This window comes from Cognataquiflexum aquatile, from assembly GCF_003316845.1.
Taxonomy (GTDB): domain Bacteria; phylum Bacteroidota; class Bacteroidia; order Cytophagales; family Cyclobacteriaceae; genus Cognataquiflexum; species Cognataquiflexum aquatile.
This window is the reverse complement of sequence record NZ_QMIK01000006.1, coordinates 68,044-91,137: the sequence shown is the minus strand read 5'-3', so window position 1 is coordinate 91,137 and position 23,094 is coordinate 68,044. Positions and strand designations below refer to the sequence as shown.

At 42.3% G+C, this 23,094-nt stretch carries 23 protein-coding genes; 14 read left to right on the top strand and 9 right to left on the bottom strand.

Annotated features, from left to right (window positions below):
* Positions 1-56 precede the first annotated feature (56 nt).
* The 3 genes from DQW11_RS17335 to DQW11_RS17325 form a co-directional block, all read right to left on the bottom strand.
* The gene (locus DQW11_RS17335; protein WP_113925373.1) at positions 57-929 is read right to left on the bottom strand and encodes a sulfite exporter TauE/SafE family protein; all 873 of its coding nucleotides are present in this window, start codon (positions 927-929) and stop codon (positions 57-59) included.
* Between the two features lie 137 nt (positions 930-1,066).
* Positions 1,067-3,616 (bottom strand): TonB-dependent receptor, encoded by a 2,550-nt coding sequence (locus DQW11_RS17330; RefSeq protein ID WP_113925372.1) that lies wholly within the window; start codon positions 3,614-3,616, stop codon positions 1,067-1,069.
* 327 nt (positions 3,617-3,943) lie between these two features.
* On the bottom strand, positions 3,944-4,786 hold the full coding sequence (locus DQW11_RS17325) for an LOG family protein (RefSeq protein WP_113925371.1): 843 nt from the start codon (positions 4,784-4,786) through the stop codon (positions 3,944-3,946).
* Between the two features lie 116 nt (positions 4,787-4,902).
* Between DQW11_RS17325 and glgX the strand changes: the two genes are divergently transcribed.
* Positions 4,903-7,011: a glycogen debranching protein GlgX gene (gene glgX / locus DQW11_RS17320; RefSeq protein WP_232826783.1), complete on the top strand. Its 2,109-nt coding sequence runs from the start codon at positions 4,903-4,905 to the stop codon at positions 7,009-7,011.
* Positions 7,012-7,070: 59 nt separating this feature from the next.
* On the opposite strand, the gene DQW11_RS17315 is transcribed toward glgX, so the two are convergent.
* Together DQW11_RS17315 and DQW11_RS17310 are read right to left on the bottom strand one after the other, a co-directional pair.
* Positions 7,071-8,216, bottom strand: a complete 1,146-nt coding sequence (locus tag DQW11_RS17315) for a methionine aminotransferase (protein WP_113925369.1) — start codon at positions 8,214-8,216, stop codon at positions 7,071-7,073.
* A complete protein-coding gene (locus DQW11_RS17310) occupies positions 8,213-9,505 on the bottom strand; it encodes an APC family permease (RefSeq protein ID WP_113925368.1) in 1,293 nt (430 codons plus the stop codon). Before DQW11_RS17310 ends, DQW11_RS17315 begins: the two co-directional genes overlap by 4 nt.
* 231 nt (positions 9,506-9,736) lie before the next feature.
* On the opposite strand from DQW11_RS17310, the gene rocF reads away from it, so the two are divergent.
* From rocF to DQW11_RS17265, 9 genes are all read left to right on the top strand, one after another.
* On the top strand, positions 9,737-10,687 hold the full coding sequence (gene rocF, locus DQW11_RS17305) for an arginase (protein ID WP_113925367.1): 951 nt from the start codon (positions 9,737-9,739) through the stop codon (positions 10,685-10,687).
* A 160-nt stretch (positions 10,688-10,847) separates the two neighbouring features.
* On the top strand, positions 10,848-12,638 hold the full coding sequence (gene argS, locus DQW11_RS17300) for an arginine--tRNA ligase (RefSeq protein WP_113925366.1): 1,791 nt from the start codon (positions 10,848-10,850) through the stop codon (positions 12,636-12,638).
* A gap of 1 nt (position 12,639) precedes the next feature.
* A complete protein-coding gene (locus DQW11_RS17295) occupies positions 12,640-13,221 on the top strand; it encodes a glutathione peroxidase (protein WP_113925365.1) in 582 nt (193 codons plus the stop codon).
* Positions 13,222-13,299: 78 nt separating this feature from the next.
* The gene (locus tag DQW11_RS17290; protein ID WP_113925563.1) at positions 13,300-14,211 is read left to right on the top strand and encodes a 1,4-dihydroxy-2-naphthoate polyprenyltransferase; all 912 of its coding nucleotides are present in this window, start codon (positions 13,300-13,302) and stop codon (positions 14,209-14,211) included.
* Between the two features lie 72 nt (positions 14,212-14,283).
* Positions 14,284-15,135 carry a universal stress protein gene (locus DQW11_RS17285; RefSeq protein ID WP_113925364.1) on the top strand — a complete coding sequence of 284 codons (852 nt, stop codon included), beginning with the start codon at positions 14,284-14,286 and terminating at the stop codon, positions 15,133-15,135.
* A gap of 1 nt (position 15,136) precedes the next feature.
* Positions 15,137-15,493: a translation initiation factor gene (locus DQW11_RS17280; RefSeq protein WP_113925363.1), complete on the top strand. Its 357-nt coding sequence runs from the start codon at positions 15,137-15,139 to the stop codon at positions 15,491-15,493.
* 78 nt (positions 15,494-15,571) lie between these two features.
* Entirely contained in the window at positions 15,572-16,306 is a 735-nt protein-coding gene (locus DQW11_RS17275; protein WP_113925362.1) for a GDSL-type esterase/lipase family protein, read from the top strand.
* 102 nt (positions 16,307-16,408) lie between these two features.
* Positions 16,409-16,804: a VOC family protein gene (locus DQW11_RS17270; RefSeq protein WP_113925562.1), complete on the top strand. Its 396-nt coding sequence runs from the start codon at positions 16,409-16,411 to the stop codon at positions 16,802-16,804.
* Positions 16,804-17,382 carry a phosphatase PAP2 family protein gene (locus DQW11_RS17265; RefSeq protein WP_113925361.1) on the top strand — a complete coding sequence of 193 codons (579 nt, stop codon included), beginning with the start codon at positions 16,804-16,806 and terminating at the stop codon, positions 17,380-17,382. Before DQW11_RS17270 ends, DQW11_RS17265 begins: the two co-directional genes overlap by 1 nt.
* Positions 17,383-17,405: 23 nt before the next feature.
* Here the strand turns inward: DQW11_RS17265 and DQW11_RS17260 are convergent, their stop codons facing one another.
* The 3 genes from DQW11_RS17260 to DQW11_RS17250 all read right to left on the bottom strand — a co-directional run bounded on the left by DQW11_RS17260 (position 17,406) and on the right by DQW11_RS17250 (position 19,328).
* Complete coding sequence (locus DQW11_RS17260) at positions 17,406-17,915, bottom strand: GNAT family N-acetyltransferase (RefSeq protein WP_113925360.1); 510 nt, start codon at positions 17,913-17,915, stop codon at positions 17,406-17,408.
* Positions 17,912-18,496 carry a uracil-DNA glycosylase family protein gene (locus tag DQW11_RS17255; protein WP_113925561.1) on the bottom strand — a complete coding sequence of 195 codons (585 nt, stop codon included), beginning with the start codon at positions 18,494-18,496 and terminating at the stop codon, positions 17,912-17,914. Before DQW11_RS17255 ends, DQW11_RS17260 begins: the two co-directional genes overlap by 4 nt.
* A 118-nt stretch (positions 18,497-18,614) precedes the next feature.
* Positions 18,615-19,328, bottom strand: a complete 714-nt coding sequence (locus tag DQW11_RS17250; RefSeq protein WP_113925560.1) for an SDR family oxidoreductase — start codon at positions 19,326-19,328, stop codon at positions 18,615-18,617.
* 133 nt (positions 19,329-19,461) lie between these two features.
* Between DQW11_RS17250 and DQW11_RS17245 the strand changes: the two genes are divergently transcribed.
* Positions 19,462-19,710, top strand: a complete 249-nt coding sequence (locus tag DQW11_RS17245) for a DUF6364 family protein (RefSeq protein ID WP_113925359.1) — start codon at positions 19,462-19,464, stop codon at positions 19,708-19,710.
* Positions 19,711-20,124, top strand: coding sequence for a type II toxin-antitoxin system VapC family toxin (locus DQW11_RS17240; protein WP_113925358.1), 414 nt, complete (start codon positions 19,711-19,713; stop codon positions 20,122-20,124).
* 133 nt (positions 20,125-20,257) lie between these two features.
* On the opposite strand, the gene DQW11_RS17235 is transcribed toward DQW11_RS17240, so the two are convergent.
* Positions 20,258-21,403, bottom strand: coding sequence for a trans-sulfuration enzyme family protein (locus DQW11_RS17235; protein WP_113925357.1), 1,146 nt, complete (start codon positions 21,401-21,403; stop codon positions 20,258-20,260).
* A 71-nt stretch (positions 21,404-21,474) separates the two neighbouring features.
* On the opposite strand from DQW11_RS17235, the gene DQW11_RS17230 reads away from it, so the two are divergent.
* Both DQW11_RS17230 and DQW11_RS17225 read left to right on the top strand, forming a co-directional pair.
* The gene (locus tag DQW11_RS17230) at positions 21,475-22,176 is read left to right on the top strand and encodes a TVP38/TMEM64 family protein (protein WP_113925356.1); all 702 of its coding nucleotides are present in this window, start codon (positions 21,475-21,477) and stop codon (positions 22,174-22,176) included.
* A 171-nt stretch (positions 22,177-22,347) separates the two neighbouring features.
* A complete protein-coding gene (locus DQW11_RS17225; protein ID WP_113925355.1) occupies positions 22,348-23,085 on the top strand; it encodes a DUF2092 domain-containing protein in 738 nt (245 codons plus the stop codon).
* The last annotated feature ends 9 nt before the right edge of the window (positions 23,086-23,094 follow it).

The following is a 23,094-nucleotide window of genomic DNA, read 5'->3' as shown; positions in this document are numbered from 1 at the left end:
TCCCCAAAGTACGAAAAAAGTTAAGGCCAAACTATCCAATGCGCCTTATTGGAATTTTATTGGACGGCAAGATAGAATGTTCGAATACTCAACCCGATGATCAACAAACCCACCAAAAACAATAAAATCCTAGGATTCAGTTTTTTACAGATAACCGCCGCAAAAGGAGCTGCGATCACCCCACCCAAAATCAAACCCAAAACCGGGGCTAAACTCAATTCTTTGACAAAAAATAAAAATGTACTTGCGCTTGCCAAGGATACAAATATCTCTACAAAATTTCCTGTCCCGATGGCAAATCGGGGTACCTGACCTTTACCGAGCAAAGTCGAATTGACAATTGGACCCCATCCTCCACCGCCTACCGCATCCGCAAAACCTCCGACACCTGCCAAATAGGGAAGACTTTTTCCATTGGAATCAAACTCTTTCTTCCTTTTTCTAAACACCTTGGAAATTATGATCACCCCCATCAGCATGAGATAGGCAGCTATAAATGGTTTAATCGTATTCCCATCAATATTGGATAAGAAATAAGCTCCGGCCACTGCTCCTAAAACTCCGGGAATCATCAATCTCTTGGCAAGGTCCCACTTCACATTTCCAAGTTTCCAATGCGAAAACCCTGAAGCCAGACTCGTGAATACCTGGGCAAAATGAACCCATGCACTCGCCATTGCAGGGGGAACACCTATTCCCAATAATATTGAATTTGAGCTGACCCCGTATGCCATCCCAAGAGCTCCATCAATGGTCTGCGCCACAAAACCAACCAATAAAAACCAGGCAAACATTTCATAATCAATCTCCACCCCTGTGAAAATCCCTGAAAAGGCCTTATAGCCTATCAAAAAAACCAAAAGAAGACTCAGCCCAAAGAACCCTAACCAAAACGGTTCTTCACGCAATCTCAACATTACCTTTTCCATGGTTTGACCTTTTTCTATTTGATGGTGCCAAAAGTAAAATCAAATTCCCATTATTCCAACAATTCCTATATTTTTTGTAGGGTATGTAGAGAATAAAATTACTATCCAAAAGAAAACACTTAAGAAGTTGGAAATTATCAATCTGTAAGATTGTACCTCACAGTAAACCCGAATGTTCTTGGATCTCCAAGTACGGCAGCATAGTGCCCGGCATTTCCTGCCCCGGGAAGGAATTGTTCGTAGTATTGGGTATCGGTAAGGTTTCTAGACCATAAGAAAAAAGACAGCCCATCATTTGCCCTGAAACCTACCCTTGCATTGACCAAGCCATAGCCATCAATATTCAGGAAGGCTGATGGCGAAGGACTGGAAGAAAATTCAGTTCTGAAAAATCCTTCCGCTGCAAAGAAGAATTCCCCCTTCCACCCCATCAATTTCCCATCGTTGACCAATTCACCTCCAAGGGAACCTGCCCATTTGGAAACCCCTGGAAGCCTGCCCCCTGAAATATCCTTAAAGGATTCTCCTCCGACTTCTTCCAGTGGTACCGGTGCATTGGTAAAGCTCACATAAATGGCATCTGTATAGGCCAAGGCCCCAAAGAATGACAGGCTTCTATTGACTCTGATATTGCCATCCAGTTCCACTCCATACACCCTGACCCTTTCGGCATTGGCAAGATAGCCCCGGTTCACGGCTAAATCCGGGGTTTGGACCAAAGTCTGATAATTTTTGATATCGGTATGGTGAAAATTTAAATTCAAAGTGGAACGTTGGGTGGGATTGGTTTTCACTCCCAACTCAAAATGGGATACATCCTCCGGTTCTACCCTTGCCAATTCAATCATGGTCCTCGTGCCTTCTCTTGGCAAACCACCCAAATTGACCCCAACAGGCTTATAGCTTTTGGAGTAAGTGGCGAAAGTATTGATGCGCTCTGAGGCTTTGTAAGCAACAGTGAATTGTCCTGAGAAATTGGACTCTTCGACTTCGGCGTCAAATGCCTGATCATTAAACACCGAATTTTTGAGGGCCAAAAGTGCGGGATCTGTAGTCTGTAATCCTCCGTAGGTCACCCGATCAAAAACCACAGATTTTTGGTCGTAATTCCATCTCAAACCTGGGAGAATATGCAGCTTCTCTGTGATAGCCCAATCCAACTGCCCAAAAACAGCTCCGGTAAAACTTTTTAGACTATTTGTGGTTCGTGTCCCATATCCATCCAACAGCCCCGGAGTTTTCCAAAGCGGGTTTTGGTTATTCTGGACAAACCTCCATTGGTGAATTCCAGACTCTTCAGTATGGTAAGGGCTAGACCTTAGATTTTGGCTCAATGCAAAAACCCCAATTACTCCGCTCAATTTTGAGTTAAAATCACCGGCATATCTGATTTCCTGAGAATATTGGTCATGCTTGGAAGGCGCCTGGGATTTGGATAATGCCTGCAATCCTGTAAAATCCCTGTCATTGGAGGGGTCCCAATTCCAATACCGCCAAGCTGAGGTTGAAGTCAAGGTTCCTTTTCCAACTTCTACATCCACATTCAATGAAACACCTCCGATATCATTCCCGGATCTCCATGGTGTATCATGGTCAATCACTCTGTCAAATGCATTGGTGGAAGGAAGCGTATAATTCAGATCTGCAATGATCTGGTTAAACTGTCTGAACGGTGCACGCTTGGTCTGCACTACGCCTGCCACTACCTGGGCAAAGCCGTCAGGTTTTTGTTTGGTAGCATCGGCCGCCAACAAAATCTCCACTTTATCAGAAGGAAGATATAAAAGCTGCCCTCTTACCCCAAGGTTATTGATGGTATTCGTATATTTTTGGGTGGCAACATTATAAATCAAACCATCCCTTTGTGTACCTGAAAAAGAAATCCTCCCGGCCAGTTTTTCACTCAAAGGACCTGTCACGGATGCTTTGGTCTGAATAAAGCCATAATTTCCAAAGCTTGATTCCACCGTCGCCCCCGGTTGGAATCTTGGCCTGCGTGAACTGATGTTGAAGGCACCGGCTGTGGTATTTTTTCCAAAAAGTGTTCCCTGCGGGCCACGGAGTACTTCCACTTGGTCAATATCGATGAAATCCAAGGTAGTGACTGCGGGCCTTGCATAATAAACGCCATCCACATAAAATCCGACTCCAGGATCAATACCGTCATTGGTCAGACCAAAAGTGGAACCCAAACCTCGGATATTTAGCGTGGTGTTTCGTGGATTGGATGAATAAAGCTGGACAGAAGGTATCAATTCTTTCAACCTGTTGACATTGAATGCCTGTGCCTCTTCCACCAATGCCCCACTAACGACAGTAATCGGAATCGGAACAGCCTGGATTTCTTCCTGACGTCTTCTGGCAGTGATCAATACTTCTGCCAATAGGTCGTCTTCTATCAGCACAAGTTGAAGAGGCGAAGTTGGATGTTCTTTTAATTCAATCGACAATGCTTCAAATCCAACGAAGCTTGCAGAAAGCGTCACAGGAAAATCCTTGATTCCTGCTATTTGGAACTCTCCATTTTCGTCCGAGATCGCATAAAACTTTGTGTCCTTGATCGTGATTGCAGCGCCCACGATTGGATTGTCCGCAGAATCTTTGATCATTCCCCGGACTGCTTCTTGTGCAAATACAGAGTGTACAAAGAAAATTGAGATCAGGACAAGCTGTAAAATCTGTTTCATAGAAATTAAATTTTAATTGTGGTTTGAGATAAATCAGGTTTGGGATAGAATTCAAATTTTAATATCATATTTTTCATATCGTTTTAGTATGTTTTTATTTATAAAAAAACATATCGGTATGGTTTGGTTACTTATTTTTCTAAAGCACTCTTTTTATTGCGTAACGCCTCTTCAAATTTTATCCCATAGTATAAAAAACGGTCAAATTGATCCTTTGAAACAGAGTGGGTTGACAAATGTAAAAACGTATTTTTAATATTTCATATATTTCCTATCTTTTTTATAGGATTTAAATATAACAAATATTTTGGATAAGGGTTTTTGGATTTACTTTTTCTCCTTTTTGTTCTTAGTGATAGGAACCAGTTCTTTGGTGAGTGACGGCGGCAAGCTTTTCAGCACCAGGTCCACGGCTTCCTCAGGAGTATCCACAATTTTGGAAAAACCGATTTCGTCGGTAGAGAAAACGCCCTGTTCGGACATAAAGCCGACAAAATCCCGCAATCCCTTCCAAAATTTACTCCCTACCAAGATCAAGGGGAACGGTCCGATCTTCTTGGTCTGGATGAGGGTCGCCGCCTCAAAAAGTTCGTCCAATGTGCCCAACCCTCCGGGCATGACAATAAAGGCACAGGAGTACTTGACCAACATAACCTTTCGAACAAAAAAATACTTGAATTCAATGCTGTCAGTCACATAGGGATTGGGATGTTGTTCTTTTGGCAATATGATATTCAGGCCATAAGTCGGGCCACCCGCTTCATGGGCACCCCTGTTTCCAGCTTCCATCACTCCGGGACCGCCTCCCGTGAGGACTGTAAACCCGGCTTTGGCAAATTCATACCCAGCTTTTCTTGCCATTTCATAATTAGGGTCGCCTTCCTTGAACCTTGCCGAACCGAAAATGGTGATCGCGGGCCCAAGCTTTCCAAGCTTTTTGAAACCCATTTCAAATTCTTCGGAGATTTTTTTCAGCCTTTCCTTTTCCTTTTTGGCCGACCTTCGGTTCATCAGAAAATCACGTTCCTCGGATTTTCCTTTTTTCGATTTTTTGCTATTGGAAGGAAGTTCATAGTCCATTTGGGCATCCTTCCAGTTATTTTGCCAAGCCTGTTCCCATTCTTCAGGGCTCAGTTTTTTAATATTGGGATTATTGATAGGGTTTTCCATAGATTTATTCTAGTTACAGAAATTTTCCAATATTAAAGATGACGAAATATTTGGAAACAGCATGGGGGATTTGCTTGTTTCACGTTTAAAAACAAGCTTAATTCGGCGCTAAATTCATGCTGAGACAAATTAACCCAATGTCCACACCCATCACCCCATATTCAACTTCAGTTGGCCAAAGCTTCCCAATAGGTCCTAGCTTTTCTCCTGAAGGAGTCAATTTTTGTCTTTTTTCTAAAAATGCTGTTTGGGTCGAATTGCTTTTTTTTAACAAAGTAGAGGATATCGAACCAATCCAAACCTTCCGGTTGGATGCTTCAAAAAACAAAACTTACCACTATTGGCATATTTTTGTTGCCGGAGTTAAACCAGGTCAACTTTATGGTTACCGCGTGCACGGTCCATTCGAACCCATGCTTGGACACCGGTTTGATTCTTCCAAAATATTGCTTGACCCCTACTCCAAAGCTGTATCCATACCCAAACAATTTAACAGAAAAGCAGTCAGCAAATTCGGAAAAGAAGATGCCATGTCCCTGAAAAGCGTTATTGTCGACTTGGGATTGTATGATTGGGAAGGTGATATCCATCCAAGAAAAGCATTTTCATCCACAGTCATTTACGAAATGCATGTCGGCGGATTCACCAAAAATCCAAATTCGGGAGTTGCCCCACACAAAAGAGGGACTTTTGCGGGGCTGATAGAAAAGATCCCCTACCTCGTCGAACTCGGTATCACTGCCGTAGAACTGCTGCCTGTCTTTCAGTTTGATGTTCAGGATGCCCCTGAGGGCAAATCCAATTATTGGGGTTACAGTCCGATTTCTTTCTTTGCCCCGCATCAGGGATACAGCACCGACCCCGAAAATCCGCTGAAAGTATTGGATGAATTCAGGGATATGGTCAAAGCCCTTCACCGCGCAGGATTGGAAGTGATCATGGATGTGGTATTTAACCATACATCAGAAAACCACGAAGAAGGACCGACTTATACCTTCAGAGGCATCGATAACAGCATTTATTATATTCTGGACAATGACCGGTCCAAGTACAAAAACTATTCAGGAACAGGTAATACGCTGAATGCCAACCAGGCGATTGTCCGAAAGATGATCATCTCAAGTCTGCACTTTTGGGTGCGGGACATGCATGTGGACGGCTTTAGGTTTGACTTGGCTTCCATTTTATCCAGGGATGAAAGGGGCAATCCCATCGAAAATGCCCCGATCATTTGGGACATCGAATCTGACCCGATCCTGGCAGGCACCAAGCTGATTGCTGAGGCTTGGGATGCCTCGGGATTGTATCAGGTAGGCAACTTCACCGGTGACAGCTGGAAAGAATGGAACGGGAGATTCAGAGATGATGCCCGTAGTTTTCTCCGCGGAGACAAAGGAAAAGTGGGTGATTTTGTAACAAGGTTGATCGGAAGCCCGGACATATATGGATCCAAAAACAGAGAATCGGAACAAAGCATCAACTTTGTCACCTGCCATGATGGGTTTACTTTGAATGACCTAGTTTCTTATAATATCAAGCACAACTTTGCAAACGGTGAAAACAACCGCGACGGACATAATGACAACCTCAGCTGGAATTGCGGTGTCGAAGGTCCGACAGACGATCCTGAGATTTTGGCAATTCGCAAACGGCAGATCAAAAACTTTTTCACGGTCACCTTATTGTCATTGGGAGCACCCATGCTTTTGATGGGAGATGAAATCCTACATACCCAACAGGGCAACAACAACGCCTATTGTCAGGACAATGAGCTCTCTTGGTTCAATTGGGATCTGGTTGAAAAAAATGAAGAAATATTCAGGTTTGTGAAGGTACTGATCAAAAAACGCTTGCTGAGAGAAACCTCCCAATCCACATTCACACTGAGTTTGAAGGAACTGCTCACACAGTCCAAAATTTATTGGCATGGTATCAAACTTCACCAACCTGATTGGTCCCCGACCTCACTCAGCATCGCGATGACAGTAATGTCCCTCAACGGTAAAATGGCCATGCATTACTTGATCAATTCCTACAATCAAAACCTAAGCTTTGAAATACCCCAAACTATCGAAGGGATAAGTGTGACTTGGAGGAGGTGGGTAGATACCAGCCTTGATGGGCCATGTGATATTTGCTTATGGACTGAGGCCGGAAATTACTATGAAACCACTTACGAAGTCAAATCGCATTCCATTGCCATTCTTTTTACCAGAATAGAGTAAGGTGGGGATTTTTTTGTGTCAGTAAGAAAACTCGGGGATAGGTAGATTAGGATTATCGCTCAAAACAAAGGTTTCTGAAGCAATTCAAGCGCTTTTTCCAACACATCATCTTCTTTGGCAAAACAGAACCTGAGCAATTTGTGGTCGGTTTTGTTATGGTAAAAAACAGAGACAGGAATACTTGCTACACCGATCTCCCGGGTCATCCGCACGGACAAGTCATAATCAGGTTCCTGAGAAAGGTGGGCGTAGGAAACCATTTGAAAAAAACTTCCCTGAGAGGGAGTAAATTCAAAAGCCGTATTTTTCAAACCCTGACAAAACAAATCTCTTTTTCGTTGATAAAAGTCATTGAGATGGAGGTATCTGGATGGTTCCACCATAAAATCTGCCAAAGCATACTGCAGTGGAGTGGCTGTGCTGAAGGTCAGGAACTGATGGATCTTCCGGAATTCTGAGGTCAGTTTTTCGGGAGCCAGGCAATATCCTATTTTCCATCCTGTGATATGGAAAGTTTTTCCAAAAGAGCCACAGGCAAAAGTCCTTTCTTTGAGCAGAGGATGACTGAACAAGGGGAGGTGCTTCCTTCCATCGAAAGTAATATGCTCGTAGACTTCGTCACTGACGACGTATATTTCCCTGTCCTGAATCAGTTCGGCTAAGGTGTTCAGGTCATCCTGAGTCCAGACATAGCCACATGGATTGTGGGGAGTATTTACCATGATCAGTCTGGTTTTGTCAGAGATGGCTGATTTTACGCTGTCCCAATCCACCGAAAAATCAGGAAGCTTTAGGGAGACATATACCGGAATTCCGCCATTCAACACCACTGCCGGAGCATAGCTGTCATAGGAGGGTTCGAGCAAAATCACCTCATCACCAGGCCTGACCACAGCCGTCACTGCTGCAAAAAGAGCTTCAGTAGCACCGGAAACGACTGTGACTTCCGATTCTCCATTGAAGTCCACCCCATATACCAATTTAGTTTTTTCGGCAATCCTTTGCTTGAAAATCGGCACCCCGCTCATGGGAGCGTATTGGTTATATCCTTCACTTACATATTTGGTCACCAGGTCATGGAGGTAGGGGAAGCAATCAAATCCAGGAAATCCCTGCGCCAGGTTAATGGCATTGCAATCCGTGGCCAACTTGGACATGACTGTAAAAATGGTGGTACCGACATCAGGAAGCTTTGACTTAATCATACTTTATTTGGCTTTTTCAATGAATCAAACAGATAAAGTAAGTAACCTACAAAGATTATCCCCAATCCAAAAAGGCTTTCTTTTGGACGGTCATAAACCATGAATACCATCACCCAAAGACTGAAACCAATGTAAATCCACTGCAGCCAAGGCCGGAACGGACTTTGGAATCCGGATCTGTTTTTGAGTCTGAGAGAAGCGGCGATGGTTAAGGTTCCCATTACCTGAAGGACAAACCCTGCATACAACATGATGGCCTCAAAAGAGCCGGTAAACATCAATAGAAGACTTACAAAAGTATTGAACCATATAGCCCTAACCGGTATCCCGTTTTTGTTGACCAAAGCCAATGGTTTCCAAAACACATATTCTTTGGCCATCGCATTGGTAATCCTTGGACCCACCCAAGTATAGCCGCTTATCGTGGCAATTAGCTGGATTCCAATAAACAGGCTCACCCAAAACACCCCTTGGGTTCCGAAAAGGTTCCCAAATGCCAAGGTGGCCACCTGAACTTTTCCTTCCAGCTGCTCAATAGAAGCATGCTTTAGAAAGACAAGCTGCAACAACACATAAACGACCATTACCAGAATAGCCGCAGAAATCAATGCCTTGGGAAGGCTTTTTCGCGGTTCGTTGATTTCTTCTACGATGTATGCTGCAGAATTCCATCCTGTATAGGCATAAAAAACATAGATCAGAGAAACAGCAAATCCGGGGGCAAAAATCTCCCCTTTCCAAGAAGCGCTAAAATCAAAACTGCTTTCCGAGAGAACTGAAGCATATCCGAATCCCAATCCAATGAGGACAAAGACAAAAAGCAATTTGATGCCGGTAAGGATATTGTGGACAAGACCAGATTGGTGAACCGAAAACGAGTGAAACAAACCCATCATCAAAATCGCCGCCATACCGATAGTCCTGCTATTGTGGAAACCTATCAATGGTTCCCAATACTCGACCATGGCCATGGCCGCAATGGAAATCGGCGCCGAAAAACCCACAGTCAGGGAAATCCAGGCATAGAGATAACCTGCCGCAGGATGAATGGTCCTCGAAAGGAAGATATAATCACCTCCGGATTGTTTGAAATGGGTACCCAACTCTGCATAGACAAATGCCCCTATCAGTGCCATCAACCCTCCTATCACCCAAAGTAGGATGATACTCCAGGTATTCTGACTTTCTGCCACCTGAAATCCGAGACTTGTAAAAACCCCGGTTCCGATCATATTGGCTATCACCAAGCCTGATGCTGTCTTCCAGCCGACTTTATTTTTGATGTTCATTGACAATGCCTGATTTTTGTTTTAAAAAAATCACTTTCCCTAAATAAACCAGAATTATTGAATAATCATCAAAACCTGAATCTCCAAAAATTTACATGGTGAATAAGACCCGTTTTGGCAGGTATTGACTTTCTCAAATGAATCTTTTCAAATGGTTTTTCAGCCTTTTTTTGACTACTTTTGCGGCACTTCGAATGAAGAATAATTGAATGAAGCCCAGATAAACCATCTATGAGAGATATAAAATTGGTCGAGGTCCGATCGGAAATTGCCGCCGGAACGAGAGGCGCGAGTCTTGGAATTGACGCACTAAAAATCGCCAGCTTAGACAAAACTTCGGATTTCTTCACCAGATTTGATCCTATCCATGTCCCTGATGCCAACAATTTTCTTTGGAAAGGAAACAAACATCCAAATGCCAAATACATCGATGGAGTCTACCAGGTTTTGAAAAATGTCTACAGCACCATAGAATCGCTGAGATTGGAAAAGCTTTTTCCAATAATATTGGCGGGAGATCATTCCACAGCCGCAGGCACCATCATGGGAATCAAGTCTGCCCATCCTGACAAACGTCTCGGGGTAATTTGGATAGATGCACATGCTGACCTCCACACTCCCTATACCACCCCCTCAGGAAATATGCACGGGATGCCTTTGGCGATGTGTATTCAGACCGACAACAGGGACTGTGAAGTCAATCAGCCTGCTGAAGAGACCGTTCAGTATTGGGAGAAAATTAAAAAAATCGGCGGCGACGCACCAAAAATAAAAGCGGAAGATATAGTATTCATTTCTGTAAGGGATACCGAATCGCCTGAGGATTTTCTGATCAAAAAATATGGGATCAAAAATTTCACCACAGAAGAAGTAAGGAACCTTGGCATCACCAAAGTGGCGGCCGAAGCACTTAGCATCCTTGGAAATTGTGATCAGATTTACATTTCCTTTGATGTGGACAGCTTGGACTCATCGATCTCCATGGGTACCGGAACGCCCGTTGCCAATGGATTAACTGTAAAAGAAGCCCTCGAGCTCAACACAGAATTGATCAAAGACAAGCGGGTTTGCTGTTGGGAAATCGTAGAAGTGAATCCTACCCTAGATTCCGAAAACCTGATGGCCGAAAACGCCTTTGACATTTTAGAAGCGACTACCAAGTCATTGGTGGATAACTTTTAAGTTTAAGGGCTATTGGTGATTTGGTTATTGGTGATTTGGTTATTGGTGATTTGGTTATTTGGTTAATAAAAGTATAAAATTTAAAAACTGAGAAAGAGATACTAATACCGATCGATGGTCACAGTCTCAAGTCTCATATCTCACGTCTCATGTCTATTTCATGAATATAGAACAGAAAATAACAGCCAGCATTCAACAAGCTTTTCAAGAGCTTTTTGGTCATCAGGCAACTTTAGAAGAACTTGCCCTACAACCTACCCGAAAGGAATTTGAAGGGACTTTTACATTTGTGGTGTTTCCGTTTTTGAAAATCACCAAACTCAATCCTGAGGCTTCGGGTGCAAAAATCGGGGAATATCTCGTGGCAAACTGTGATGTGGTCTCTTCTTTCAACACTGTCAAAGGATTCCTGAACATCTCTGTGAGTGAGACATCTTGGTTGGATATTTTTTCAAAGATCTACGGCAATCCGGATTTGGGCCAACTTCCCGCAAACGGAAAAAAGGTAATGGTCGAATACAGCAGCCCCAACACCAACAAGCCGCTGCATCTTGGACACTTGAGGAATAATTTCCTAGGCTATGCCGTTGCTGAAATCCTGAAAGCCAACGGCTATGAAGTAGTCAAAGCCAACCTTGTCAATGACCGCGGCATCCATATCTGCAAGTCAATGGTAGCTTACAGACACCACGGCAATGGAGAAACCCCGTCTTCAAGCGGACTAAAAGGAGACCATTTGGCAGGAAAATACTATGTGATTTTTGACAGGGAATACAAAAAAGAAATCCAACAGCTTGTTGCCGATGGCCAACCAGAAGAGCAGGCCAAGAAAAATGCGCCACTCATGCTCGAAGCACAGGAAATGCTGAGACTTTGGGAGGCAGGAGACAATGGCGTGGTTGACCTTTGGAAAACCATGAACGGATGGGTGTATGAGGGATTTGATGCCACTTACAAAAAAATGGGAGTTGATTTCGATAAGTTTTACTACGAATCAGACACTTACCTTTTGGGGAAAAACATCGTAGATGAAGGCCTGGAAAAAGGCGTCTTCTTCAAAAAAGAAAACGGTTCAGTTTGGGTCGATCTGTCAGCCGAAGGTTTGGATGAAAAACTGGTTCTGAGGTCTGACGGCACTTCGGTCTACATCACCCAGGACATGGGGACCTGCGAATTGAAATACCAGGATTTCCATTTTGACAAATCGGTCTACGTAGTCGGCAACGAGCAGGATTACCATTTCGATGTGTTGTTCAAGATCATGCGGAAGTTGGGTCGTCCTTATGGAGATGGTTTATATCACTTATCCTATGGGATGGTGGATTTGCCTACCGGAAAGATGAAATCTCGTGAGGGAACCGTCGTCGACGCAGATGACCTCATGCAGGAAATGATCGAGACGGCCGAAAGCCATACCAAAGAACTTGGAAAAATCGATGGTTTCAGCGCTGAAAAAGCTGCTGAACTATATGAAATATTGGGAATGGGCGCTTTGAAATATTTCTTGCTCAAAGTCGATCCCAAGAAAAGGATGCTTTTCAATCCTCAGGAATCCATTGAATTTCAGGGAAATACCGGTCCATTTATCCAATATTCCCATGCAAGAATTGCATCTATTCTCCGAAAAGCCGAACAAATCGGAGTTGATTACAGCAGTGCGGGATTTGAAGGATTGGACAAGCTTGAGCCTGCTGAAAGAGACCTGATTGTTGTTTTAAATGAGTTTGAGAAAAAAATAATGGCAGCTGGAGAAGAATACTCGCCATCTGTATTAGCCCAATATCTTTTTGACTTGGCTAAAGAATATAATAGATTCTACGCAGAATTGTCGATCTTCCATGAAAATGACCCAAAGGTCCAATCTTTCAGAATTGCCGTTTCTGCCATCACCGCCAAAACAATTCGCAAGGGCATGCAGTTATTAGGAATCAAAGTCCCAGACAGAATGTAATATGAAAAAAATCCTTTTCACTTTCGCAATCATCGCTTTAGCCTTCACAGGCTTTATCCAAAAGCAAGAACCAGTCAACAATGTATCACCAGATGAAATGGTTATGGAAAAATCTTTTTACGATTTTAAAATGAAAGACATCAATGGTCAGGAAGTCGATTTCTCCCAATTCAAAGGAAAGAAACTACTATTGGTGAATGTAGCCTCGAAATGTGGCTATACCAAACAGTACGAAGACCTCCAGAAACTTCATCAAGAACATGGAGATGAGGTGACGATCATCGGTTTTCCTGCCAATAATTTTGGTGGTCAGGAACCAGGAACCAATGAGGAAATCAAAGAATTCTGCTCTTCCAAATTCGGGGTCACCTTTATGATGATGGATAAAATATCCGTAAAAGGTGATGACAAAGCGCCCCTTTACAAATGGCTTTCAGACAAAGACCTGAACGGATGGAATGACAAAGAACCTACATGGAACTTCTGTAAATACTTCATCAATGAAAAAGGTGAACTTGTAAAGTTTTTCGCTTCCTCAGTGAAGCCTATGGATGAAGAAATCCTGAAACTTATTGCTGAATAACACAAATATTTGTTACAAAAAGACCTGTTTTCCTTCCGAAAACAGGTCTTTTTGTTAGTTTTGATCCAAAATCAAAAAGTGGAAGTTACCTTATCCAATAAAAGACAGGCCTGGATGCATGCCATCCGTTTGAGAACGTTACCGTTGGCTTTGTCCAGTATTTTAATGGGATCATTTCTTGCAGCCTACCAAGGGGAATTTCGCTTTTGGGTATTTTTGATGGCAGCAATGACGACTGTTTTTCTTCAGATTCTTTCCAATCTCGCCAACGACTATGGCGACAGCATCCATGGCGCGGATTCTGCTGACCGGGAAGGCCCCATCAGGGCAGTTCAGTCGGGTATCATCAGTTTGGGAGAAATGAAAAAAGCAATGTTTCTTCTGGGTAGCCTTTCATTAATTTCAGGATTGGTATTGCTTTACATTTCCCTTCAGGATTGGAAGATGTTTCTCCTGTTTTTGGGTTTGGGTATCGCAGCCATCGTAGCGGCAGTGACTTACACTTCCGGCAGCAAGCCTTATGGCTATGCCGGATTGGGGGATATTTCAGTTTTCTTGTTTTTTGGTTTATTGGGAGTTTTAGGCACGTATTTTCTGCATTCACTGTCCTTTGATTGGAGTATTGTTTTGCCTGCTGTTTCATTGGGATTTTTCAGTACTGCGGTCTTGAACATCAATAACATCCGTGATATCAAAGCAGATACCTTCGCAGGGAAAAAATCCATTCCTGTTCGTATCGGCCGGAAAAAAGCTGTGATTTACAATTGGGGATTGATTTTTGGCGGAAATTTGTCTTTGGTGCTTTTTGCCATCCTCAACCAATCTTATGGCTGTCTGATAGCATTGGCTGTCCTTCCAATCATGGCAAAAGTAGGAAAATCCGTGGCCTCAAAAACCGAAGCGAGAGATCTTGATCCCAATCTAAAAAAAATGGCCATTTCAACATTGCTTTGGGTTTTAGTTTTTGGAATTGGAATATTATTTTTTTAGATAAAAAGGATCAGTTGCTGAAAGGATTGAGGTAATTTTTGTAATTTCCTGCATCAATAAACACCCTATACCATGAAAACAATTCTCGTTCCTTATGATTTTTCCAAAGAAGCAAACTATGCTTTTGAATTTGCCATTGAATTGGCAAAAAGGACAAAAAACAAATTAGAACTCTTACATATCATCGAACTGCCCTCACCACAGAGTTTTTCGAGTTATGGTGAAGTCGGTTCCTTTAGCAGCGAATCAAGCCAGATTTTTATGATCGAGCTGATCGAAAAGAGAAAAAAACAGATGGCAGCGATGGAGGAGGAATTCAAAGACGACGGATTTAAATTTGAAACCAAAATGGTTTTCGGGAATCCTTTTGCTGGAATTTCCAAAGAAATAATCGATGCCAAAGCTGACATTGTAATCATGGGGAGCAAAGGTTCTTCGGGCATGGAAGAGGTATTGGTCGGCAGCAATACCGAAAAAGTCGTAAGGCATGCATCCTGTCCTGTCATCACGATTAAGGGACCTGTCTCTGCAGAAAACATCCGTAAAGTAGTGTTTGCGAGCAACTTTGAAGGAGTACCAAGCGAGGTAATCGACAGACTGAAGACCGCCGTAGCCACCATAGGTGCAGAGATTCACTTGGTCAAAATCAATACCCCTTCGATGTTTGAAAGCACGAGGACTTCGATGGAAAAGATGAAAACCTTTGCAGAAGATTTTGAGATCAATGCAGCTTCCATGCAGGTGTACAACAGCACTTCGGAAGAAGAAGGCATCCTTGAGTTTGCCGATGATGTCAATGCCGACATGATCGCCATGGCCACGCATGGCAGGACAGGATTTTTGCACCTGCTGAGCGGAAGTATTGCAGAAGATGTGGTCAATGCTGCCCAAAGGCCAGTGTGGACCATGAAATCAAAAAAATAAAATGTCAAAAAAGAACAACAACGACTGGAAGAAAAGGGACGGTGTGGTCTATTCCACCAGCAATGATTTCGCATTCAATTTTGGGGGAGAAAAAGAAGATGAAACTTTGTCCCCTCAAAAGCAAAATCTCAAAGTCATGTTGGACAAAAAATCCCGTGGCGGCAAGCAGGTGACTTTAATAGAAGGATTTATAGGGACTGAAGATGATCTCAAGGAACTGGGCAAAATCCTCAAAAACAAATGCGGCGTAGGGGGAAGTGCCAAAGAAGGGGAAATCCTGATCCAAGGCGACCACCGTGACAAAGTCCTTCAGATCCTGATCCAAGAGGGATATAAAGCCAAAAAAGTCGGAGGATAATCTCTTTTCAGCATAACCAATTCTGCACCAAGCTTTGAATCAAGGCTTGGTGTTTTGTTTACAGTTTTACACAAAGTCATGCGCAACAGATTTTCGTATTTTTTAGAATTGGTGGTATTGGTACCGGTATTTCCAATTCTTTATATCATTGGAACAAAATTGAAAAACAACCTTGTCAAACTTCCGCCAAGGAGTGAATTTTTAAAACTTGAAAGCTCCAATCCAGGATCCTGTCTATTGATCATAGGAGAATCCACCGCCGCCGGTGTGGGAGCGACGAGTACCGAAAGGACATTTGCCTCTCACATATTCAAAAATTTAAAAGAGCAATTCACAATTATCAATATTGGTGAAAATGGCCTAAAGGCAGAGAACCTCCAAAGTCTTTTTAGAAAATCCGAAAATGAAATGCCAAGGAATTTTTCAAAAACCATCATCCTGATCGGCGCCAATGATTGCTTCAGATTCACACCTCCGGGAAAATTCAGAACAAAAATAGAATCCTTTATCCAATATCTTGTATTGGAAAAAAATGTGGAGAAAATCACCATACCTCTTATTCCGCCTGTTCAGATGTTTCCTGGAATACCCAAAATCATGCGGTTCTTCTTGGGATGGCAGAGGGGGATTTTAACCGGAGAATTGGAAAAGTTGGAAAAAAAATTACCTCATCTTTCTTTTGAAAATCATGGCGGAAAGTTTGCCGGAGAGTTTTTTTCAGAAGATGGCATCCATCCCTCCGATATGGGCTATGAGCAGATTGCCTCCTTTATCGCCACAACAATCGAAGACCAAAGTGACCAAATTCATTGAACTTAATAGTGACCAAAAAACAAATTGGGAGGAAAATCCGAAAAATTGCAGGTTTGGGGTAATTTCGGAAATTTCCAATCAACGGTATTTACCAGAAGAATAATGAAACAATTTATCGCAAAATTCGCCTTGGTGGTCAGGGACTATGACGAAGCCATCGCTTTTTACACCAAAAAACTCCACTTTCAATTATTGGAAGACACCCGCATGTCGGATACCAAAAGATGGGTCAGAATAGCGCCGCCAGGATATGAATATGGACAATGTGAAATCTTATTGGCCAAAGCGGCAGATGAAGTCCAGCTCCAGGCAGTCGGAAACCAAAGCGGTGGGCGTGTTTTTCTGTTTTTGTACACCGATGATTTCGAAAGGGATTACCAAAATCTTTTAGATCAAAACATCAAAATCTTCCGTCCAAAAAGCACGGAGCCTTATGGGACTGTAGCCGTATTTGAGGACCTTTATGGCAATCTTTGGGACCTGATCCAACCGAACTGATGAATGTTAACGGACAAAAAACCGCAAAATTCATTTCTGTAATAGGACACCCACTATTGTTTGGAAATGCTTACGTGATTTTTATGTCCTTTCAGAATCTCGAAAGGAAAATGGCCTTGATGGTTTCTTTCCTTGTGATTGTGCTTGTAGCAGTTCCTATCATTTGGAACAACTATCGGAAAATGAAAAGCGGGGAATATACCAACTTTGATGTCTCCGACAGGATGCAAAGGAAAGGCTTCTATCCTTTTGCCATCAGCCTTTTTGTGGTCTTGCTTTTGGTCTTTTGGATCCTCGATTTTCCTGGAGAAGTCCTGCGTCAAACGTTGGTTTTCTTTGCCATGGTACTGTCCATGGCCTTGGTCAATCTCAAAATAAAAGCCTCCATGCATGCCGGAATCGCATTTTATATCGGGGTAAATATTTTTGTGTTTGGGTTTTTGCCAGGATTTATCACTTTGGGATTTGCACTTGCGGTGGCATGGTCAAGGTGGCAAATGAAGAGACACAGCATGAAAGAATTGGTCATCGGCGCCATAATTGGTTTTTCTTTCGGTTCCATGGGACTGATGATTTGAGAAGTAGGTGTCAGGATCCGGTTTTATAGATTGACCTGAAATAGACTCAAATCTTCCCCTTCTTTAACCTGAATAGTCTTCTGATATTGAAAACCTAGCTTTTCTAGTAGTTTAATGGAGGGTTGGTTATTGGGAAGAACAATGGCTAGGATTGTCGGCATCTTCAACTCACTTTTCGTGTACTCCAAAACTGCATGTGCAGCCTCAAAGGCAAATCCTTTGCCCATATAATCCGAAAGGAACGCAAATCCCAAATCAGGATTTTCTAAAGTTTCTCTTTTGAGTAGGCCACACAATCCGATTGGTAATTTTGAAATCCTTTCTTCTACTAAATACAGGCCAAAACCATTTTCTTTATAACTTTTGAGTGGACCGTTCAAAAGATAATCCTTTGCCTGTTCTTCATTTTTGACCCCCCGATCTCCGATATATTTCAGCCAGCCGGGACTGTTCAGCAGGGAAAGGATAAAAGGGACATCGCCCAGGTTTAATTCTCTCAGGAGAAGACGATCTGTTTCAAGGATGGGATTCATGGATTGGAATTGACGATTATGGCATGGACTTTTTCCCTTAAGCGCGGTACGACCACTTGCTCAAACCATGGGTTTTTCTTTTGCCATATTTTATTCCTCGGGGAGGGATGAACCAAGGGAAAATATGCCGGAAGGTATTCTTCAAAAGCGGTGATAGTCTCAGTAAGGTTTTTCTTTTTGGATTTTCCCAGATAATAGTCCAGTGAATAGCTGCCAATCAGCAAGGTCAGTCGGATTTGGGGCATTTGTAACAAAAGTTGATGGTGCCAAAGTGGGGCACATTCGGGTCTGGGAGGAAGGTCACCACCTTTTCCTTTCCCAGGATAACAAAATCCCATTGGTACTATTGCAAAAAGTTTTGGATTATAAAAGTCTTCTTTATCGACACCCAACCACCTGCGAAGTTCTTTGCCGCTTTGATCATCCCAAGGAATACCTGAAGCATGAACCTTGGTGCCGGGTGCCTGTCCCACAATCAGGATTTTTGCAGCGGAATCGGCTACAAAAACAGGTCTTGGACCCAAAGGAAGATAAGCCTCACAGATACGGCAAGATTTAATTGTTGAGATGAGGGAATTCATTATCAGGAAATAAATAGGAAAAAACCAAACATCCAAGATGCTACCGAAACAAAAAGTACCCAAAACTGACAATTCAATTTTGGGTACTGAATTTAATTTTATTATTGCTTTGATCTGGTCAAGCAGGCATGCTTGGTCTGACTTCAATTTTGCTTAGAAGTGTCCTTGGATTCATTTGCATCAAGTCCACCACCATCTGACCTATATCCTCTATCTGAATTTTCCACGCATCAGTTTCATTAGGCTTGTGGTTGTTGAAATAGGTAGCCACTGAGCCAGGCATGATCGTAGTAGCCCGGATACCGTGTTGTCGCAAGTCAAGCATAGCAGCTTGGGTGAAACCCGTGACCCCAAATTTACTAGCATTATATGCCGATCCGTTGACAAAGAAATTTGTCCCTGCAAGGGAAGAAATAGAAATAAAATATCCTTTTGAAGCTTTTAATCCATCCAATCCCGCTTTTAAACTGTAAAACACACCTGTCAGGTTGGTGTCTATCGTTTCATGCCATTGGTCCAAAGTCATATCCTCAATAGAGGCAAAAAACCCAACTCCGGCATTGGCTACAAAAAGGTCTAAAGTTCCCCATTTTTTCAGTACGGTGTCTACCGCTTTCTGTTGGGATTCAAAATTCCTAACGTCAGCTTTAATCCCTAATGCCTTACCTTTTCCGGATTTATTCAGTTCAGCAGCCGCTTCATCCGCACCTTTTTGGGAGCGGCTTGTAATGGCTACATTCATCCCCTGAGCCATCAACGCGGCTGCGATTCCAAATCCGATCCCCTTGCTTCCGCCGGTAATCAGTGCTGTTTTGTTTTCAAGATTCTGCATGGTCATAATTGGTTTAAAAATGTGTAGAATAAAAAAATAAAACCATCGGAAATCAGTACGGGTTCAATTAATCTCATTTTTTTCTTGACCTTTCTATGCGTATAACATATATTTATACGTATTTAATTTTCTTATGAAAAAAAAACTCAATATAACCATTGAAGAAAACTTGCTGAATGAGGTCAAGCAATATGCCATTGAGCAAGATATCAGCATTTCAAATTTGGTTGAAACCCATTTTGCGGAAATTCTAAAACCAAAAACCAAAACAAAAAGTAATTTAGGTCTGATTGAGTTTTTAAAGACTTTACCCAAGTCAAAAACTGAATTTCCAGAAGATTTTGATTGGAAGGAAACCTATTTTAAATCAAAACTAACCTAAATGAAGCATCGGGTATATTTTGATTCAAATGTCCTCTTGGACTTCTTTCTAGAGAGAGGAACCACAGGGATTACAGAATTATTTGAGTCAATTGATCAAAGAAAAATTATTGGATTTTTCAGCATATCCTCCATTCAAATCTGTATTTATTTTTTAGAAAAAAGTAAAGGCTTGGAAGCCACCAAGGCCATTCTGGAAATGATAATTTTGAATTTTGAGTTATTGGAGGCCAACAAGAATACTCTAATTAAAGCCATAAAATCTGACTTTGGAGATTTAGAAGATGCCCTCCAATATTTCACCGCACTTGAAAATAACATAAGTGTAATTGTAACCTCTGACAAAGGTTTTTTAAAGAAAACAACCCCCATTCTTCCGATCATTTCTCCCCTCGAATTTTCCGAGCTGCTTTAAGCCAAAAATCATTTTCCCAAATTCCTTTGCTTCGGACAAAAAAAGAAACATGGAATTTCTATTTTTCCATGTTTCCCAAAGTTCATTGTATTTTTTTAAAGTACGGGCATTCATTCCTGAATACCCACCAAACTTATACCAGTTCCAATGCCTGCGCTAGGTCCTCTTTCAGGTCTTCGACATCTTCTATCCCTACACTGAGTCTGATCAACGAATCTACCAAACCCACTTTTTCTCTTTCTGCTTTTGGAATGCTTGCGTGTGTCATGGTAGCGGGATGCCCACAAAGGGATTCAACGCCGCCGAGAGATTCCGCAAGGGAGAAGTAATGCATGTTTTCCAATACCTTGATGGCATCTTCCAATTTGTTGCCTTTGATGACAAAAGAAATCATCCCCCCAAAGTCCCGCATCTGTTTTTTGGCAACGGCATGGTTTGGATGAGTCTCAAATCCCGGCCAATAAACCTTGTCCACTTTAGGATGGGATTTCAGAAAATGGGCAATTTCCGCTCCGTTTTGGCAATGTCTTTCCATGCGGATATGGAGTGTTTTGATCCCACGCAATACCAAAAAGCAATCCTGAGGTCCAGGTGTCGCTCCACAGGCATTTTGGAGGAAAGCCAATTGCTTGGCAAGTTCATCATCATTGACTATCAACGCGCCCATCACGGTATCAGAATGACCTGCAAGGTATTTGGTAACGGAATGCATGACAATATCTGCTCCCATATCCAAAGGGTTTTGGAGAAAAGGAGTCGCAAAAGTGTTGTCAACGGCAAAAAGAATCTTATGCTTCTTGGCAATCTTTCCGATTTCCTCCACGTCAATGATATTCATCATCGGATTGGTGGGAGTCTCAGCCCAGATCATCTTGGTGTTTTTGTTGATATAGGATTCAATCGAAGCGGGATTTTCCATGGAGATAAAATGAAATTTGATCCCATAGCGCCCAAAAACCTTGGTAAAAATCCTGTAAGTTCCGCCGTAGAGGTCATTGGTACTGATGACTTCGTCACCGGGATTGAGCAATTTGACCACTGCATCGATGGCTCCCAAGCCTGATGAAAAGCACAATCCGTGCTTTCCGTTTTCGAGGGCAGCCAGATTTTTTTGTAGTGCATCCCGGGTAGGGTTTTGGGTTCTTGCATATTCATACCCTTTGTGCACTCCGGGGGATTTTTGGACATATGTCGAAGTTTGAAAAATCGGGGTCATGATTGCCCCTGTGGATGGATCCGGTTCTACACCGGCATGGATTGCTTTTGTTCCAAATTTCATATTTCTGCTATCTAATTTCTTTGGGTTTAATTCCGAAGTTTTGATTTCCTTTGCGCTTCAGTGGCCCAAAGATGGAAAAAAAGCAAGGCATATTCAAGGAATTCCAATCCGCCTACAGGATTAATCCAGTCGTTGCTTTGGCACTTGTTTGGGTTGCGGTAGTGCCGTCGATAGGCAGTCTTTTAGGAATTCCTGTATTGATCCATTATTCCGAGAATCTCCAAAATTGGGATTTTTCCTCTGTCTTGACTGCCGCTACATACCTGCTTTTTGTTACCTTATTGATGGGTTTAGCCCTGATGCCCACCACGCTGGTCGCAGTCCTTTCGGGGTTCCTATTTGGCTGGGAAGCTTTTTTATATCTGTTTTTGGCCTATAATCTTGCTTCTTTGTTGGGTTATGCCTGGGGCAAAAAACTAGGTGGAGAAAGTCTAGATCTGATTTTGGACAGGTACCCCAAAGCAAAAAACCTGATCGAAATGAAAAGAAACCGGATGGGAGAATTGATTTTTTTTGGAAGATTGAGTCCCATCCTACCATTTGCAGTTTCTAACTTTCTTTTTTCATTGCTGCATGTAGGTTGGAAAAAACTTGTACTTTTTGGCAGTATCGGAATGTTGCCAAGAACAATTATTACCTTTTCTGCCGGAACTCTTGGTACAGATATCTATAGTGCAATCAATCAGGAAGGGATTTCAGGAAAAGCCTGGATTTTCATTTTTCTTTTGTTACTGAGTTTATGGGGAATTTGGCGGTTTTTTAGAACAAAATAAAACACCTTGCTACCACCCATTTTCACCTGAAAAATGAAACTCCTAAAAAAATATTCCCTAGGTCACAAAACCTGATTTCTTTTTGCAAACCCTAGCTGTTTGTCCCGATTGTTTTTAAATTTATTTCAAGATTCAATACAAAATTATCAATTTATCAATTACCTAAAGTCTATGCAAAAAATAGGATATTTTATGGTTGCATTTTTCTTGGTAGTCGGTGCAAAAGCACAGGACAGTACCATGGATGCAAGAGCAGTGGTCCTTTTGGACCGAATGAGCGAGGTCATTGGGGATCTTAAATCCTGCAGTTTTCAGCTCAAAACCGGAATAGATGTCAATGATCCAGGCAAAGGAATACTCAGGCAGTATTCAGTGCATGATGTCCATATGGTAGGACCAGACAAAATGCATATTCATTCCAAAGGGCCCAAAGAAGAATTGGGATATTGGTATAATACAGACATGCTGATGTATTACTCCTTTACTGCCAATACTTATGGGTTTATCGAGACTCCGGACAACATCCTTGAAACCATCGATATGGTCAACGCCGATTATGGTGTTGATTTCCCTGCGGGTGATTTCTTTTATCCCTCATTTACTGATGATCTGATCGAAAGCAGTGAAAGTATCTATTATATAGGATTGGTCCATTTTGACGGCAGAGATTACCACCATATTGTTGCGAAAGGAACCGATAAACACATTCAGATTTGGATTCACAATGACACATTTGCTCTCCCTGGGCGATATGTCATCCATGAGAAAAAAGACGGAGAGACCCTGCAATTCGAAGGTACATTTTCCAATTGGAAGTTAAACCCCGATTTACCGGTAGCTATCTTTGATTTTGTAGCTCCTGAAAATGCAAGACGCTTAAATATCGTTTCCAAATCATCAACCTATTGAAATTAAAGC

Bases quoted from the DNA above. Each gene is read 5' to 3' on its own strand.
- DQW11_RS17335 (WP_113925373.1), bottom strand. From the start codon at position 929: ATGGAAAAGGTAATGTTGAGATTGCGTGAAGAACCGTTTTGGTTAGGG.
- DQW11_RS17330 (WP_113925372.1), bottom strand. From the start codon at position 3,616: ATGAAACAGATTTTACAGCTTGTCCTGATCTCAATTTTCTTTGTACAC.
- DQW11_RS17325 (WP_113925371.1), bottom strand. From the start codon at position 4,786: ATGGAAAACCCTATCAATAATCCCAATATTAAAAAACTGAGCCCTGAA.
- glgX (WP_232826783.1), top strand. From the start codon at position 4,903: ATGCTGAGACAAATTAACCCAATGTCCACACCCATCACCCCATATTCA.
- DQW11_RS17315 (WP_113925369.1), bottom strand. From the start codon at position 8,216: ATGATTAAGTCAAAGCTTCCTGATGTCGGTACCACCATTTTTACAGTC.
- DQW11_RS17310 (WP_113925368.1), bottom strand. From the start codon at position 9,505: ATGAACATCAAAAATAAAGTCGGCTGGAAGACAGCATCAGGCTTGGTG.
- rocF (WP_113925367.1), top strand. From the start codon at position 9,737: ATGAGAGATATAAAATTGGTCGAGGTCCGATCGGAAATTGCCGCCGGA.
- argS (WP_113925366.1), top strand. From the start codon at position 10,848: ATGAATATAGAACAGAAAATAACAGCCAGCATTCAACAAGCTTTTCAA.
- DQW11_RS17295 (WP_113925365.1), top strand. From the start codon at position 12,640: ATGAAAAAAATCCTTTTCACTTTCGCAATCATCGCTTTAGCCTTCACA.
- DQW11_RS17285 (WP_113925364.1), top strand. From the start codon at position 14,284: ATGAAAACAATTCTCGTTCCTTATGATTTTTCCAAAGAAGCAAACTAT.
- DQW11_RS17280 (WP_113925363.1), top strand. From the start codon at position 15,137: ATGTCAAAAAAGAACAACAACGACTGGAAGAAAAGGGACGGTGTGGTC.
- DQW11_RS17275 (WP_113925362.1), top strand. From the start codon at position 15,572: ATGCGCAACAGATTTTCGTATTTTTTAGAATTGGTGGTATTGGTACCG.
- DQW11_RS17270 (WP_113925562.1), top strand. From the start codon at position 16,409: ATGAAACAATTTATCGCAAAATTCGCCTTGGTGGTCAGGGACTATGAC.
- DQW11_RS17265 (WP_113925361.1), top strand. From the start codon at position 16,804: ATGAATGTTAACGGACAAAAAACCGCAAAATTCATTTCTGTAATAGGA.
- DQW11_RS17260 (WP_113925360.1), bottom strand. From the start codon at position 17,915: ATGAATCCCATCCTTGAAACAGATCGTCTTCTCCTGAGAGAATTAAAC.
- DQW11_RS17255 (WP_113925561.1), bottom strand. From the start codon at position 18,496: ATGAATTCCCTCATCTCAACAATTAAATCTTGCCGTATCTGTGAGGCT.
- DQW11_RS17250 (WP_113925560.1), bottom strand. From the start codon at position 19,328: ATGCAGAATCTTGAAAACAAAACAGCACTGATTACCGGCGGAAGCAAG.
- DQW11_RS17245 (WP_113925359.1), top strand. From the start codon at position 19,462: ATGAAAAAAAAACTCAATATAACCATTGAAGAAAACTTGCTGAATGAG.
- DQW11_RS17240 (WP_113925358.1), top strand. From the start codon at position 19,711: ATGAAGCATCGGGTATATTTTGATTCAAATGTCCTCTTGGACTTCTTT.
- DQW11_RS17235 (WP_113925357.1), bottom strand. From the start codon at position 21,403: ATGAAATTTGGAACAAAAGCAATCCATGCCGGTGTAGAACCGGATCCA.
- DQW11_RS17230 (WP_113925356.1), top strand. From the start codon at position 21,475: ATGGAAAAAAAGCAAGGCATATTCAAGGAATTCCAATCCGCCTACAGG.
- DQW11_RS17225 (WP_113925355.1), top strand. From the start codon at position 22,348: ATGCAAAAAATAGGATATTTTATGGTTGCATTTTTCTTGGTAGTCGGT.